The organism is Kitasatospora sp. NPDC058032 (assembly GCF_042885845.1).
Lineage (GTDB): Bacteria > Actinomycetota > Actinomycetes > Streptomycetales > Streptomycetaceae > Kitasatospora.
In genome coordinates, this window is sequence record NZ_JBHVRK010000015.1 from 26,187 (window position 1) to 39,829 (window position 13,643).

The window sequence follows — 13,643 nt, forward strand, 5'->3', positions numbered from 1 at the left end:
CTGGACCTCCCGGGACAACCCCACCGTTGTCCGGACTTTACCTGGGCAAACAGCCCCACCGCTTAGGGACTACCGAGAACGCTCGCATGCTGTTCCTGTCCGTCGGCACTCCGCCGCACGGACCCGATCCGGGAACCGCTCCGCAGACCCCGGCACCCGATGGAGGAGAACGTGAGCACGCCCACCCCGAACCCCTCGAACCAGTCCAGCCCCACCCCGTTCCTGACGGTCCGCACCGTCGTCGTCCTCCTCACCGCGGCCGTCATCGGCCTGGTCGTCGGCGGGCTGACCTTCCTCGGCGGCGGTCACAGTGCCGCTGCGGCGGTGGCCGGCCTGGAGGCGTTCGGCGCGAGCGTGATGGCGCTGCACAAGCTGATCAGCTGACCCCGACGAGGCCCCAGGAGAGGGAAGGATAACCCCGGTCATCCTTCCTCCTCCGCCGCTAGTGCTCTGGCCGGGAACGTTCACCAGTTGAGCCAGGGGTAGCCTGCGCCCGTGAAGGTCTATCCCCTCTGGCACATCAGCCACCAGAACGAAGCGGGCCCCAACAGCGCGACGATTCACCTCGACGATGGCGGCGTGTTCATCGACGAGCAGGACGGCGGCTACGTCAAGCTGCTGGGCATCTACTCGTCTGAGGCCGCGGCCGAAGAGCGGATGCGTCGCGCGCGTCTTCTCCCGGGCTTCGTCGACGAGCCAAACTGCTTCCAGATTCGAGAGTACGACCTCGATGAGGACCACTGGACCGAAGGCTTCGCCCGCGTGCCGGTCTAGATGATTGATGCCAAGGGCTCGTTGGCGCGCATGAAATGAAGCGAGGGAGTCCAAAGGTCGGTTGTGACGCCTGACCTGGACTCCCTCGCGACCGCACTCTACGTGAAGACCGACGACCTGCTGAAGGAATCGCCGCATCTGGCGCCGTGGCGACCCGAGATCGGCATCGCACCCCGGCTCGGTGACGCCGAGCTGGTCACCCTTGCTGTGATGCAGGCCTTGCTCGGCTTCACCTCCGAACGCCGCTGGATCCGCCACGCCCAGGCTCACCTGCGGCACCTGTTCCCGTACCTGCCCGGGCAATCGGGCTAGAACCGGCGGCTGCGCAAGGCCGCCGACCTGATCGCCCACGTCAACCGGCTCCTCGCGACCGGCACCTCGATGTGGACCGACACCGTGTGGGTCGTCGACTCCGACCTGGCCGGATGGGCCGAGTACGGCTACTGCGCCAGCCACTCACGCTACTTCTGGGGCCTGCGCCTGCACCTGCTGTGCACCCTGCACGGCCTGCCCGTCGCCTTCGCGTCGACCGGCGCGAAGGCCGACGAGCGCGAGACCCTGCTCGGCATGTTCCACGCCGAGCCCGACCTCGTCGCCTCCCGCCCGGGCCAGACCCTGATCAGCGACCGGCAGTACTACGGCCGCGTCTTCGAAGAGGAACTCGCCACGTGGGGCGTGCGTCTGCTGCGGCCGGCCCGCAAGGGCGAGCCCGTGCGGGCCGGCTCCGCTCTGTTCAAGCCGCTGCGGCAGGTCATCGAGTCCGTCAACCAGACCTTCAAGGCCCAGCTCGACCTCGAGCGACACCAGGGCCGCACCCCGGGCGGCGTCATGGTCCGCGTCCTGCAACGCGTCCTCGCCCTGACCGCCGCGATCTGGCACAACGACCACACCGGCCAACCCGTCATGCGCTCACTGACCGCCTACGACCACTAACCCTTCGCATCATTCCTTTAGGCGGTTTCGTTTGGATCACCTGGCAGACCATAGGAAGATGCCCGCGATGTGCAGTCCGGCCAAGTAGATGGCCGCTGTCTTCTCGTAGCGGGTGGCGATCCCGCGCCACTGCTTCAAGCGGTTGATGCAACGTTCGACGGTGTTGCGCTCCTTGTACGCCTCGAGGTCGAAGGCGGGTGGTCTACCACCCCGGCTGCCGCGTCGCAGACGGTGGCCGCGTTGATAGGCTGGCACGGGGATGACCGCCCGGATGCCGCGCCGCCTGAGGTGCTCACGGATGGTCCGTGACGAATACGCCTTGTCGGCGAGGACCGCCACCGGCCGCCCCGCTTCGGTATCCGGTCCGGAAGCAGCGGCTCGATCCGTGCCCACTGCGCGTCAGTCAACGACACACCCTGACAAACGAGCAGACGATCCGGATGGAGCGACTACGCGCAGCCGGTGCCATCGGCCGTGCCTGCAGCTGTCCACCAAGACATCAGTCGGGCAGCCGTCACTTCCGGCTCTGACAGCAGAGGGGTAAGGCCGAAGTGATCCTCCAGCTCGTGCCGCAGGAACTCGCCGATCTCCGTCTGGTCGGCACCACCCCGGAGCCGCTGGAGGAGCGGGGCAAGCATGCAATCGTACTCGTCTTGCACCTCGTCAGCGACGCCGATCGGATCCCACTCGTTGAGCAGATGGCGCAGGCCGTTCTCGGTGATGTCAGTTCCAGATCGCATCGCTCCAGGGTGCCACCCGGGAACCACCGTCACCCCTCACCCCCGCCTTGATCCAAACGAAACCGCATGGCTCTCGCCGACCTCGATCACCTGTTCACGCAGGTGTTCGGCGGCCTCCACGGTGCTCCTCATGTGGGCTTCCTTCTCGTGCGATGACCGCTTCAACGTGCCTGTTGTGGAGGTGAGGTGCGGGGATCCGCCTGACTTCACGGAGTGTTCCCGGGGCCCGGAACCGTGTGGTTCCGGGCCCGGGGAGTGCGGCGGTTCCTATTCGGCGGGGGTGCCGCGGAGGAGGAAGGGGAGGTGGGTGCCGTTGGTGAGGGCGGTGAGGGCTTGGGTGGTGCGGCGGTGCTGGTCGGGGGCCATGGCGTCGGGGAGTTGGTGGGGGTGGAGCCAGTGGACGGCGGTGATGGTGGCGGGGGGTCGGTGGCGGGCGACGATCGTTTCCTGGGCGCCGGTGAGGCGTCCGCCCCAGTAGACGAAGTTGATGCCTTCGGGGAGGAGTTGGGCGTCGACGTAGTCGGTGGCGAGGATGTGGCGCAGGGGGAGGACGAGGCCGGTTTCGGTTTCGGTGTGGCGGCGGGCGGCGAGGTGGGGGAGTTCGTTGGCTTCGGCGCTGCCGCCGGGGAGCATGAGGCCGGACTTGTAGGCGGTTCCGATCAGGAGGACGGCGCCGTCGCGGTTGAGGATGAGGGCCTGGTGGCCGAGGCGTCGGCGGGGCGGGTTGGTGAGGATGGCGGGGAGGTGGTGCAGCACGGGGTGCTCCTGTTGGGCGAGAGCCAGGTGAAGCAGGCGGGCAGTCCGGCGCAGATGCCGGCGGTGAGGATCAGCCCGGATATCAGCAACTGCGGTGCGAGCGGCCCGTTGTGGATGGGCCAGCAGACGAGGGCGGCGGCGAGGGCACTGAGCGCGGGGACGCCGAGGACGGTGGCGAGCAGCTTCACGCCACGTCGGCGGTACGCGGCCGGCTGGGGTGCTGGACGCTGATGAAGCGGGGCTCGTCGAGGGCCTGGACGAACTCGGGCTTGGTGGTCCACTCGCACCCGCCGGCTTCGGGGCGGAGGTAGACGAGCCCGGCGAGGGTGTCCATGTAGACGGCCTCGATGGGCTTGCCGGAGAAGTCCCGGTGCCCGAGGTCGCGGACGACCTCGCCGACGGTGGGGGTGTAAATGGGCATGCGGGGGCGACTGGGCATGGGGGCTCCATTGGTTGCGCAGGGTCCCGGATCTCTCACGGGGTGTAGCCATAGTGGACTTCCGGGCCCTAGGATCGGAAGGCATCCCCACTTGACAGATTTCCCCGTGGGATTCAGGGATCGAAGAGGTCTGATCATGCGCGAGACGGAACTTGACCCGGCGACATCTCCCCTTGCGGCCTTCGGCGTTCAACTTCGCAGGTCGCGCAAGGCTGCGGGGCTTAGCCAAGTCCAGCTGGGGCAGCTCACCAACCTGAGCGACAGTCAGATCTCCAACCTCGAACGAGGTACGCGCAGTCCCACACTCGACTGGGTCCGAGTGGCCGACAAGGTGTTGGACACGGGTGGGACACTAGAACTGATGTATTGGAGCCTCAATGGCTCCTCTTTGTTGGAGGGATTCCCGGAGTACGCAGCACACGAGGCAAAAGCCGTCGAGCTGCGCATGTTCGAGCTTGGTGTGATTCCTGGGCTGTTCCAGACCCAGGCCTACGCCGAGGCGTTGGCCGCGGCGGATGTCCGACGCGGCGCCGTCACCGAAGAGGGCGCCGCAGAGCGGGTTGCCTATCTCCTCGCTCGCCAACAACGGCTCGGTCGGCCGTCCGCCCCGCTCGTGCACGCAGTGTTGGACGAGAGCTGCCTTCTCCGATTGGTCGGCGGACCAGCCGTGATGAGAGGACAGCTCGACCACCTGGCGCAGCTTGCGGACCGGCCCAAGACGATCGTTCAGATCGCGCCCTTCGTGATGGGCGAGCGCAGGCCGTTCGCTGCGTCGGTCTATCTGCTCACCATGTCCGACCGCACACTTCTCGGATACACGGAGTCGCAGGAGCGGGGGTTCCTGGCTCGGGAATCCGAGACGGTGACCATGTGGGCTAGGGACTACGATCGGCTTCAGGTGGGCGCCAGTTCGGATGTGGCCTCGCTCGAAAGGATCCGCGCTGCTCGGAAGGAACTCCGACCATGACTCACTCTCTACATCTGGCTGGGGCGACGTGGTTCAAGTCGAGCTACAGCCAGAACGGCGGGGCCTGCATCGAGGTCTCGCCCAACTTCCTTGGTCTCGTCCCCGTGCGTGACTCCAAGAACCCGGAGGGCCCGGCCCTCGTCTTCCTGGCCTCTGCCTGGCGCGCGTTCGTCGCTGGCGTGCAGGCGGGCGAGTTCGACACCGTCTGACGCAAGCTCACTGCTTGGGCCCCGACCGGATTCCCGGTCGGGGCCCGTTGCTTGTGGCGTCGCGCTAACGGCGCCGTGCGGCAGTCGCCCGAACCTCTGCCAGGGCGCGCCCACGGTCGACCGGTGGAGGCCGGAACCGGTCCGGAGCCAGCCGGACGTGCTCCTGCCAGGAGTCCTGCCAGAACTCCACGGTCCAGCCGGGCCATCGCTCCGCCATCTCGTACGCTTCGGCCGTCGCCCCGAGCACCCACCACCCGACCCGGCGCCGCGCCGGATCGATGTGGAGGCCGGCATCGGCGGGCACCCTGCACATCCCGTGTTCGGGGCCGCCCCGCAGCCGGTCGAGCAGCGCGGCGCCCTCCCGGACCGGGTGGTCGGAGACGTTCGCCACCACGTAGCAGTGCTCCGAGCCGACGGTCACCACGATGACCGTCGGCTCGGGGTCCAACAGCTCCTCGTGCCCCGGTTCCAGCACCGCTCCTCGAAACGTGTCCCGCCCGCGATCACGCACAGGCTCCGGGTCCAGTCCCAGATAGGTCCGCAACTCGGCGGGGCCGTCGTACATCCACCGCACGTCCCACCCCGGCCACGCGTCCCGCAGCAGTTCCAGGGTCGCGGCCCGGTACCGCATCACGGTGCTCGGCCCCTCCCAGGCGAACAGCAGCAGCACCTTCCGACCGAGGTCGATCAGCGCCGCTCCCTGGCAGTACACGTCGTCCAGCCACCAGTCAACGACCCCCAGCCGCCGGACCGTCGAGAGCGTCTCGGCAGGCCCCGCCAGCAGGTCGAGATCAAGGCCCACCGCACCCCAGCGGTCGAGATACAGCTCGTACTCGCCGCTCTCGCGGACAACGACGAAGTTCGCTCGATCGGCCACGCGGCCAGCATGACGGGCACCGGCAGCCGCACGCCACCCCATTGGTGTCCCTGCGGGGTCACCCCAGAACAGCCGCAGGTCAGCACCAACGACAGCGCCCCGCCGTGTGCTCGGCCGAACGGGGCGTCTTGCTGTCCGGCCACCCGCCAGGGCGTGCACGATGTTGACCTGAGGGCCCGCGTGTGTCAGATCGGCAGGTCCCACCCGGGGCCGTCCTCGGTGCCGAGCCACACGCGCTGACCGGCGGCCGAGACCGTGATTCCGAACCGGTCCTGATGGGGTTCGTCGGCGGACTGCCGGCGCTGCACCGCTCGTTCCACCCGGTCCCACAGGCGAACGGGACCGCGTTGGACGACCGTCCACCCTCCGTCCGCGTCGGAGGCTGTCCGGGCCTGCGAACCGGTGGCCACGTCCCAGAGGATCTGTTCGGCCCCTGCCCCCATGCGTTCGGCGGAGGGGGCCGCGAGCTGGGCGATCCAACCGCCGGTCCAGTCGTCGAGCTTCGCGGGGCCGATGTGACTCGGACGCTCCTCCCCGGGCAGCAGGGCCGGCGTCGGGCGGGGCGGCCGGTCGTGCGGCCGGGCGATCATGAAGCTGGTGTACCCGGGGAGGAACCGGCCCGTGGCCTCTCCGGGGCCGGTCACGTCGAGCAGCGCGAGGGCGTTGGCATAGCTCCACCCGGAGAGGGTGGCCAGGATCGGGTCGCGGTGAGGTGGGAATGACCGACGCCGGTCTCCGGGACGAGTCTCGGAGACCGGCGTCACCCACCGCAGCCGATCACTCGCAATCGACCAACAGCAGCCGGATTCCCGGTCGGTGCCCGCTGCTCGGGGTGTGCCGCGCCACCGTGAACCGGGGCGCCACCGTGGACACGCCCCGCAGGGCGGCTCAGACCATCCGGAACGCCAGGGCGTTGTCGGCGGACAGCTTGAGGGTGTAGATCCACACCGTTCCGTAGACCTCGTCCCGGTAGGTGGTCCGGACGGCGTCGAGGAAGTAGCCCCAGCGATCGTCCTGGATCACCGACCAGCCCGCCTCGTTGGTGTGGATGCGGAACTTGAGTCCCCGGCCCTGGATATCGACGCACGGGTCGACGGTGACTTCGGCGTTGGGGCTCGCCACCGGATCGGTGACGGTGAGGCAGTCGAAAGCGGGCCAGGGCATGAGGTAGACGGCCGGCCCCTCACCCCGGCAGATGTACCAACTGGTGCTCCCCTCCCAGTCGGCGGTCAGCAGTTCGGCCTGGTGGCGGCGGAACGGCCGGTCCGGGTCCGACTTCTTGTAGGGGTGGCTGGAGAGATAGGTCGGACCGTACTTCTGTATCGGCCGTGGGAAGACACGGGGATCCGACGGCTTGCCCCAGTCGTCGTAGGGGCTCTGGAACCGGACCGTGGACGGGTCGCACACCGTGCCGCCCGGGCCCGGCAGGGAACCGGCCGCCGAGGCCTGCGGGGCCACGAGCAGCAACAGGGCGCTGGCGAAGGCGAGTACCAGCGCGGCGAGGGCGCGGGCGGGGCGGGTGACCGTGCTCACGGGCACTGCAGCCTGCGCCGGGCCAGATCCTGGACGCTGCCCGGGGTGACGGTGCTGTCGCAGGCGATGGAGCCCTTGACCTCGGCGTCGAACGTCAGATAGGTGCTCGTGCCGCCGGGCAGGGTGTTCACCCAGACACCGGTGCTCGGTCCGGTCCGGGCGCACTGGTAGCGGACGAAATCGCCTTCGACCTTGTTGGTCCCCTTGAACATCCCGTAGTCACCGGGTCGGTTGATGTTCACGGTGAGCGTCTGCGACCAACTGTGGGTGCTGGCCGTGGTCCTCTGCACCGACCAGCCGATCTTGGCCGAGACCTTGGCGAACAGGATGCCCGCCGACGCGTTGATCTCCACCGAGTTGTTGTAGGTGGTGCTGACGCTCTCGACCTCGGAGAGCGTCTCCGTGAAGGTTCCGGTGGTGCCGGGCGCGATGGAGATGACGGCCCAGTGCGTGACCGTGGGGGTGACCCGGACGTTGACGACGTCCTGCCAGATCGTCTCCAGGTTCGGGTTGCAGGTGTCGGACGGCGGCCGAGGCAGCGGGTCGGCATGTGCCGCGCCCGCGGCGAGGCCGCTGACTCCGGCGAGGGTGACGGTCAGGGTGGCCAATGCGGCCAGACGTCGGCGAAGGTGGTGCCGCGGGACAGCTTCCACAGGGAACCTCCTGGTGGTCGGGCTGCCAGGCCAATGACAGTGCGTGCCCGGCACGTCACCGGATTATTCCTCGCCTACGAATGACATGCCCATCCCAGAGGGTTGGGATGTTCACGACCTCGGGCGGAGTGTTACGGACAGCGCGCCGGCAGGGACGTGCGCGCCGTGTGGGTGCCCCTGCCGAATCGGCCTCCAAGGGTCAGGCCGCGGCGGTCTGGGCGCATCCAAATCGCGTTGGCCTGGGCCGATGGCGGCTCCTAGGATCCTCGGCATGGCAACAAGACTCGTGCAGATCAACATGAAGGCCCAGGACGACTCCGCGCTCGGCCGGTTCTGGGCGGAGGCCCTCGGCTGGGGTGTCGACAGCGAGGGACCCGGCGTGACCAACCTCGAACCCGTGGGTTTCGCCTACCCCGCCCCCGTGGCCGTCTGCATCGACATTGTCGCCCGCCCGGAGCCCAAGACGGTGAAGAACCGGGTGCACATCGATCTGGCCACCACCTCGACCGCCCATCAGGCGGAGCTGGTCGAGCGCCTGAAGGCTCTCGGTGCGACGCTCGCCGACGTGGGTCAGGGCGACGTCCCCTGGACGGTCATGGCCGACCCGGAGGGCAACGAGTTCTGCGTTCTGGAGCCCCGCCCGGTGTACCAGGGCACCGGGCCGATCGCCGCGGTGGTGGTCGACTGCGCCGACCCGCGGGAGATGGCCCGATTCTGGGGCCAGGCGATGGACTGGACGGTGCACGAGGTCACCGACGACACCGCGACCATGCGGTCCGCCACGGGCGTCGGCCCCTACCTGGAGTTCGTCCGCACCCCCGACAGCAAGAGCGTGTGGAACCGCGTCCACCTCGACGTCCGCCCCTACCCCGGTGACGACCCGGAAGCGGAAGCGGCCCGGCTGCGCGCCCTGGGCGCCACCGACCCCGGCGGCTTCGACCCGTCCGCGGTCTCCTGGACGGTGCTGGCCGACCCGGAGGGCAACGAGTTCTGCCTCCTCAGCCCTCTCTGACCCGGGCCGGCGGCCCATTCGACTCCGTCCGACGCACACTCACCGCGCCTGCCCCGACCGGTTTCCCGGTCGGGGCCCCGCTCAGCAGATCTCCAACAACGGCGAGGCCAGCGTCGCCTCGAGGTCGGCCGCGACAACAAGGGCCGCGAACGCGACGACACCGCGCTCGGGCGCGCGGAAGTGCCAGGCACGTCCGGTGAAGTCCGCGAGCTCGGCACCCGAGGAGTCCACGACGCGGTTCCGCGGGAATCGCGCCCTGGCGACGAACGCGGTGTCACCGGCCTCCAGCCTGACGAACCGGCCTCGCGCCCCGAGGGTGCGCCTGCGGGTGAGGCGTCCCTTCACTCCGAGCAGGGAGACCTCGACCCCGCCCTTCACATGGCGCCGGGCCGGGTAGCCCGGCGGGCCCATGCCGTCCACCGAGAGGATCTCGGTGCCGTCCAGCACGAACTCCCAGCGCTCGATGGCGCCTCCGAGCGACACAGAGGCACCGACCGGTCCCCTGAAGACGGTGATCCTTCCCAGCGGCGAATCCAGTTCCGCAGCCGCCCGCCGTGACTTGACCGGATTTCGCCACGACCGGCGGCTCTCAACAGGCCGGAGTTTCACACCCGTTCCCTCCCCGTGGCCCACCCGTGCCGGGAGCCTTCAGGAGCTCTACCCACCTTGGGCCGACGCACCCGTACGCGCCCGATCCAGGTCGGCCACCAGACGCTCCACGCGACCGTTCCGAGCGTCGTCCCCTGCGTACCCCGCCAGCATCGGCATCTGCTGGGCCTTGCCCGACGTCAGCACCAGTTCCGGGAGGCTGGAGGACAACAGCGTCCCCGACACGACCACCGACCTCACTTCCTCGATCTCGGACCATGCGTACGAACGCGAGACGAGCAGCCCGGAGTACTTCACACCCGCGCTTCCGAACGAGACTCCGAAGATCGGGGCGCGGAACGTGAGCACCAGTCCCGGGACTCCGCAGAGGACGATGGGAATCAGGTCGTCCACTCTGGCGAAGAACGCTGTCATGGAAACAGCGATGAGCAGGAACACCGCCCCGATCAGGCCGTAGAGAACCGCCCACGGAGTGCGCCTCTTCCGCATGGTCCGCCCCGCTCCTGTAGCGCGCCCCGGCGTGCACGTACCCAGAGCTTTTCACAAGGCCCTGTCGAGGTTGCTATGGGGCGGTTCCCCCCGGTGCTGCGGCAGGACCTTGCGCGGCCGGGGCCCGGTCAGTCGAACAGGGCGTGCAGGGCCGACTCGGCGACCCGGGTCAGCTCCTCGCGGGTGCGTCCGGCGGCGGCCTGGACGGCGATGCCGTCGGAGACGGTGTGGACGAGTACGGCGAGGTCGGCCGGCTCGTGGCCGGGCGGCAGGTCGTCGGCCTGTTCCAGCCGTCGGCGCAGCGCCGCCTCCCCGGCCTTGCGGGCCGCGACCGCGTCGCGCCGCACCGGTTCGGCGTCGGGTCCGCCGGCCTGGACGCTCTTGACGCACAGGCAGCCGTGCGCCGTCTCCTGGCCGGTGGTGAGGTCGACGGCGCCGTGGACCAGGAGCCGGACGACCTCGCGGGCGGTGGGCGCCTCCAGCGCGGCGGCGGTGTAGCCGCCGGGGCCTTCGAGGTAGCGGGCGAGGACCTTGCCGAAGAGCTCCTCCTTGTTGCCGAAGGCCGCGTAGAGGCTGGGCTTGTTGATGCCCATGGCGGTGGTGAGGTCGGTCAGCGAGGTGCCCTCGTAGCCCTGCCGCCAGAAGACCTCCAGGGCCCGGTCGAGGGCGGTGTCGGCGTCGAACGAGCGTGGGCGTCCGCCGGGCATGGTGTCCTCCGTGCTCCCCGGAAAGTTTTTTACCTATCGGTACATTACCCCTTGCGCCCGCGCCCGCCCCCGCCCTAGTTTCTTACCGATAGGTACACAACTAGGGGGCGCAGCATGATCCGAGTCGGAGTGGTCGGGGCGAGCGGATGGGCGGACGGCTCGCACCTGCCTGCGCTCAAGGGACTCCCCGAGTACGAGGTGACCGCGGTCGCGACGACCAACCAGGCCAGCGCCGACCGCGTGGCCAAGGCGTACGGCGTCCGGCATGCCTTCGCCGACGCCGCCACGCTCGCCGCCCACCCGGACGTCGACCTGGTCGTCGTCTCGGTGCGGGTGACCCGGCACGCCGCGGTGATCCGCGCCGCGCTGGAGGCGGGCAAGCACGTCGTGTCCGAGTGGCCGCTGGCCGTCGGCGAACAGGAGGCGCGTGAACTGACCGACGCCGCCGAGGCCGCGGGCGTGAGCCACGCGGTCGTCCTCCAGGGCCACCATTCCCCGAGCGTCAGGTTCGTCGCCGACCTGGTCGCCGAGGGCCGGATCGGCACGCTCGAATCGGCGGCGCTCATCGCCGCGGGCGACCCCTTCGGCGGCACCAGCATCCCGGCCGACCTGGCCTGGAGTCTCGACCCCGCCGCCGGGAACTCCATCCTCACGATCATGGCGGGCCACTTCCTGGCGACCCTGGAACGGGTCGCGGGCCGGTTCACCGAGGTCTCGGCGCGACTTCCCCGCCTGCACGAACGCGTCCGGGTCGCCGGCACGGAGCGCACCGAGGCCAACGGGACGCCCGACCAGGTGCTGCTGCACGGACTGCTGGAGGGCGGCGCCACCGCGTCGGCGACCATCCACGGCGGCCACGCGCGGGTCGCGGACGGGTTCCTGCTCAAGCTCGCGGGCAGCACCGGCACCCTCACCGCCACCCCCGCGGACGGGGCGGCGTACATCCACTGGGGCGACTGGGAGATCCGGGTCGGCGGTGAGCTCCTGGCGGTGCCCGACTCCTACCGGACCGTACCGGCGAGCGTCCCGGCGGGCACGCCCGCCCACATCGCGGCCCTCTATCAGGACGTCGCCGCCGCCATCACCGAGGGGCGCCGTCCCGACCCCGACTTCGCGGACGGCCTGCGGTACCACCGGCTGCTCGCCACCATCGAACGCTCGGCGGCCACGGCGAGCCCGCAGCAGGTCCCGTGAGCTGTGCGGTGGGTTCCCTCCGGGCAAGCGCCCGGGGGAACCCGCCGCACAGCTCGGCAGGTGACCGAACGGTGGCGGTGACGGTCGGGGGCGGCCGGCCTGGCGTCCAGCGCGTCGGCGCCCCCGGAACCTCGAAACCCGGGGCGAGCGCCGGTCGCGGCGCGGCTCGATCGGGAGAAGAATGGACACGTGGGGAGTTCGGGTGACTCCGAAGCGTGACGACAGTCTCTCGTCTGCCCGCCACCCTGCGATCCGATCAAGGAGGTGGCGCCATGGCCACCGACCATACGATCAACGTCAGGTTCTTCAACCGCTGGGGCAGTGCGATCGACAAGGTCGTGATCAAGTTCAGCGCATCGAAGAGCGGCGTTGAGTCCAACACCTATGAGATCCCGCACATGGAGGACGGGACCGACGCCGGACCGTTCCCTCGGCACTACCAGACGGGCGCCTTCTCGGAGGAATTCGACTACTGGTACGTCGAATTCGTCTCGGAGAGCGGCTCGTCGGGCAAGTTCTGGTGCAAGAACAACTTCTCCTGCGTGCTCGACAAGGACGTCAACAACGACCGCGAGGCGCACTTCTGGATCGGCGGGGCCAAGCAGGAGGCCTACACCGGTTTTCCCGAGGGCTCCAGCGGCTGGGAGGACGGCTACAACGGCACGCCTTCCAATGATCCAGGCTCGAACTACACCTGCTACGTGGGCCTGGAACACTCCTAGCGTCCTGTCGCGCCGCCCTCACCCCGAGCGGCCCGCCTCTCCCGGTGGGTCGGCAGGCCCGGCTCGTGCCCGTAGACTCGGGCGCGAGCCGGACGGGGTGAGGATCGATGGACTACTGTCGCCACGAGTTGAGCAACTGCGCGGAATGCGCCCCGCCCGCGCGGGCCGCTGCCGTGGGCGCTCCCGGCGCCGAGTGGGACGGCTGGCCGCCGTCGGCGATCATCATCCACACCAGCCGGAAGGCCCATCTGCCCGGCTGCCCCCACATCGTCCCGGCCGACGTGCAACCCCCGGTCTACGGATGGGTGTTGGACCCCGCCCCGGGTGCCTGGCGCCGACTCTCCGACTCCGGCCCGCTGCACGCCACTGCGGGAAACCTCAAGCGCTCCGCGGTGAGCCGCTGCCAGGACTGCGACGCCGGCCAGTAGGGCCGCAGGGGCGTCAGTTCCGGGCGGCCCGGCGCGATCTGCCCGCGTCACGCACCGCGGTCAGGGCTTCCGGTTCCCCTTCCTCCGGACGCTGCCGCGCCATCCGAGGATGAGCCCCAGGAGCGGAAGGGACGTCAAAAAGCGGTGTTGCCCGGCAGCCGACCGGTGGGCGGCTGCCGGGCAGTGTCCTGCTTCGGTTCGGTTCCGCACGGAGCCGGATCAGTGGCTTCCTCGTCTCAAGGCCGTCAGATGGACTGCCACCAGTCGAACACCGTCACCAGTGATTTCTTGACCGCGCATGAGGAGTTGTGCCCCGCTATCAAGAAGCAGGCCGAGCATACGATCAACAGGGCCAGCGAAAGGGCGATGACGAAGACTCCGGGAGTCACGCCGGCGACCACGAACAGGAAGGCTGAGAAAGCGGCCAGGAATCCCATGCCGGCAAGGCCGTACTTCAACGAACTCCACCATGAAACGGCATGGATCGGACCGTCCAACGGTTCGGCCTTGACGACGAGGTGCCTGTTCGACCCGCAGAGTTCGCGATCAACCATGAAACCTCCAGACAACCGACGTCGGAGCCGTCGCCAAGGGCATCCAC

Annotated in this window: 19 protein-coding genes and 2 pseudogenes; 9 read left to right on the plus strand and 12 right to left on the minus strand. The window is 69.3% G+C overall.

The features are described from left to right. The first annotated feature begins 171 nt into the window (after nt 1-171). The 3 genes and pseudogenes from ACFVUH_RS23365 to ACFVUH_RS23375 all read left to right on the plus strand — a co-directional run bounded on the left by ACFVUH_RS23365 (nt 172) and on the right by ACFVUH_RS23375 (nt 1,707). The gene (locus tag ACFVUH_RS23365; protein ID WP_387915192.1) at nt 172-384 is read left to right on the plus strand and encodes a hypothetical protein; all 213 of its coding nucleotides are present in this window, start codon (nt 172-174) and stop codon (nt 382-384) included. A gap of 111 nt (nt 385-495) precedes the next feature. Further along, nucleotides 496-774: a hypothetical protein gene (locus ACFVUH_RS23370; RefSeq protein WP_387915193.1), complete on the plus strand. Its 279-nt coding sequence runs from the start codon at nt 496-498 to the stop codon at nt 772-774. Nucleotides 775-837: 63 nt separating this feature from the next. Beyond that, nucleotides 838-1,707, plus strand: a pseudogene (locus tag ACFVUH_RS23375) (transposase). Between the two features lie 36 nt (nt 1,708-1,743). On the opposite strand, the pseudogene ACFVUH_RS23380 reads toward ACFVUH_RS23375, so the two are convergent. The 4 genes and pseudogenes from ACFVUH_RS23380 to ACFVUH_RS23395 form a co-directional block, all read right to left on the minus strand. Further along, nucleotides 1,744-2,088 (minus strand): annotated as a pseudogene (locus ACFVUH_RS23380) (transposase); the annotation flags it as partial. Between the two features lie 68 nt (nt 2,089-2,156). Beyond that, nucleotides 2,157-2,447 (minus strand): hypothetical protein, encoded by a 291-nt coding sequence (locus tag ACFVUH_RS23385; protein ID WP_387915194.1) that lies wholly within the window; start codon nt 2,445-2,447, stop codon nt 2,157-2,159. Nucleotides 2,448-2,714: 267 nt separating this feature from the next. Continuing rightward, nucleotides 2,715-3,203 carry an NUDIX domain-containing protein gene (locus ACFVUH_RS23390; protein ID WP_387915195.1) on the minus strand — a complete coding sequence of 163 codons (489 nt, stop codon included), beginning with the start codon at nt 3,201-3,203 and terminating at the stop codon, nt 2,715-2,717. Between the two features lie 184 nt (nt 3,204-3,387). Then, nucleotides 3,388-3,624, minus strand: a complete 237-nt coding sequence (locus ACFVUH_RS23395) for a hypothetical protein (RefSeq protein WP_387915196.1) — start codon at nt 3,622-3,624, stop codon at nt 3,388-3,390. A gap of 154 nt (nt 3,625-3,778) precedes the next feature. Between ACFVUH_RS23395 and ACFVUH_RS23400 the strand changes: the two genes are divergently transcribed. Together ACFVUH_RS23400 and ACFVUH_RS23405 are read left to right on the plus strand one after the other, a co-directional pair. Beyond that, a complete protein-coding gene (locus ACFVUH_RS23400) occupies nt 3,779-4,609 on the plus strand; it encodes a helix-turn-helix domain-containing protein (protein WP_387915197.1) in 831 nt (276 codons plus the stop codon). Next, entirely contained in the window at nt 4,606-4,818 is a 213-nt protein-coding gene (locus ACFVUH_RS23405) for a DUF397 domain-containing protein (protein ID WP_387915198.1), read from the plus strand. The genes ACFVUH_RS23400 and ACFVUH_RS23405 overlap by 4 nt, the downstream gene beginning before the upstream one ends. A 64-nt stretch (nt 4,819-4,882) precedes the next feature. On the opposite strand, the gene ACFVUH_RS23410 is transcribed toward ACFVUH_RS23405, so the two are convergent. From ACFVUH_RS23410 to ACFVUH_RS23425, 4 genes are all read right to left on the minus strand, one after another. Continuing rightward, nucleotides 4,883-5,695 carry a hypothetical protein gene (locus tag ACFVUH_RS23410; RefSeq protein WP_387915199.1) on the minus strand — a complete coding sequence of 271 codons (813 nt, stop codon included), beginning with the start codon at nt 5,693-5,695 and terminating at the stop codon, nt 4,883-4,885. A 185-nt stretch (nt 5,696-5,880) separates the two neighbouring features. After that, nucleotides 5,881-6,339 carry a hypothetical protein gene (locus ACFVUH_RS23415; protein WP_387915200.1) on the minus strand — a complete coding sequence of 153 codons (459 nt, stop codon included), beginning with the start codon at nt 6,337-6,339 and terminating at the stop codon, nt 5,881-5,883. A gap of 244 nt (nt 6,340-6,583) precedes the next feature. Continuing rightward, entirely contained in the window at nt 6,584-7,228 is a 645-nt protein-coding gene (locus ACFVUH_RS23420) for a hypothetical protein (protein WP_387915201.1), read from the minus strand. Further along, the gene (locus ACFVUH_RS23425; RefSeq protein WP_387915202.1) at nt 7,225-7,881 is read right to left on the minus strand and encodes a hypothetical protein; all 657 of its coding nucleotides are present in this window, start codon (nt 7,879-7,881) and stop codon (nt 7,225-7,227) included. The genes ACFVUH_RS23420 and ACFVUH_RS23425 overlap by 4 nt, the downstream gene beginning before the upstream one ends. A 271-nt stretch (nt 7,882-8,152) precedes the next feature. Here ACFVUH_RS23425 and ACFVUH_RS23430 point away from each other — a divergent pair, with 271 nt between their 5' ends. After that, on the plus strand, nt 8,153-8,893 hold the full coding sequence (locus ACFVUH_RS23430) for a VOC family protein (RefSeq protein ID WP_387915203.1): 741 nt from the start codon (nt 8,153-8,155) through the stop codon (nt 8,891-8,893). A gap of 81 nt (nt 8,894-8,974) precedes the next feature. Here the strand turns inward: ACFVUH_RS23430 and ACFVUH_RS23435 are convergent, their stop codons facing one another. The 3 genes from ACFVUH_RS23435 to ACFVUH_RS23445 all read right to left on the minus strand — a co-directional run bounded on the left by ACFVUH_RS23435 (nt 8,975) and on the right by ACFVUH_RS23445 (nt 10,698). After that, entirely contained in the window at nt 8,975-9,376 is a 402-nt protein-coding gene (locus tag ACFVUH_RS23435) for a hypothetical protein (protein WP_387915204.1), read from the minus strand. A gap of 174 nt (nt 9,377-9,550) precedes the next feature. Continuing rightward, complete coding sequence (locus ACFVUH_RS23440) at nt 9,551-9,991, minus strand: hypothetical protein (RefSeq protein WP_387915205.1); 441 nt, start codon at nt 9,989-9,991, stop codon at nt 9,551-9,553. A gap of 128 nt (nt 9,992-10,119) precedes the next feature. After that, nucleotides 10,120-10,698: a TetR/AcrR family transcriptional regulator gene (locus ACFVUH_RS23445; protein WP_387915206.1), complete on the minus strand. Its 579-nt coding sequence runs from the start codon at nt 10,696-10,698 to the stop codon at nt 10,120-10,122. Between the two features lie 114 nt (nt 10,699-10,812). Here ACFVUH_RS23445 and ACFVUH_RS23450 point away from each other — a divergent pair, with 114 nt between their 5' ends. The 3 genes from ACFVUH_RS23450 to ACFVUH_RS23460 all read left to right on the plus strand — a co-directional run bounded on the left by ACFVUH_RS23450 (nt 10,813) and on the right by ACFVUH_RS23460 (nt 13,042). Then, nucleotides 10,813-11,892, plus strand: coding sequence for a Gfo/Idh/MocA family protein (locus tag ACFVUH_RS23450; RefSeq protein WP_387915207.1), 1,080 nt, complete (start codon nt 10,813-10,815; stop codon nt 11,890-11,892). A gap of 272 nt (nt 11,893-12,164) precedes the next feature. Then, nucleotides 12,165-12,614 carry a hypothetical protein gene (locus ACFVUH_RS23455; protein WP_387915208.1) on the plus strand — a complete coding sequence of 150 codons (450 nt, stop codon included), beginning with the start codon at nt 12,165-12,167 and terminating at the stop codon, nt 12,612-12,614. Nucleotides 12,615-12,721: 107 nt separating this feature from the next. After that, nucleotides 12,722-13,042, plus strand: a complete 321-nt coding sequence (locus ACFVUH_RS23460; protein WP_387915209.1) for a hypothetical protein — start codon at nt 12,722-12,724, stop codon at nt 13,040-13,042. Between the two features lie 245 nt (nt 13,043-13,287). On the opposite strand, the gene ACFVUH_RS23465 is transcribed toward ACFVUH_RS23460, so the two are convergent. Continuing rightward, nucleotides 13,288-13,596 carry a hypothetical protein gene (locus ACFVUH_RS23465; RefSeq protein ID WP_387915210.1) on the minus strand — a complete coding sequence of 103 codons (309 nt, stop codon included), beginning with the start codon at nt 13,594-13,596 and terminating at the stop codon, nt 13,288-13,290. Between the last annotated feature and the right edge of the window lie 47 nt (nt 13,597-13,643).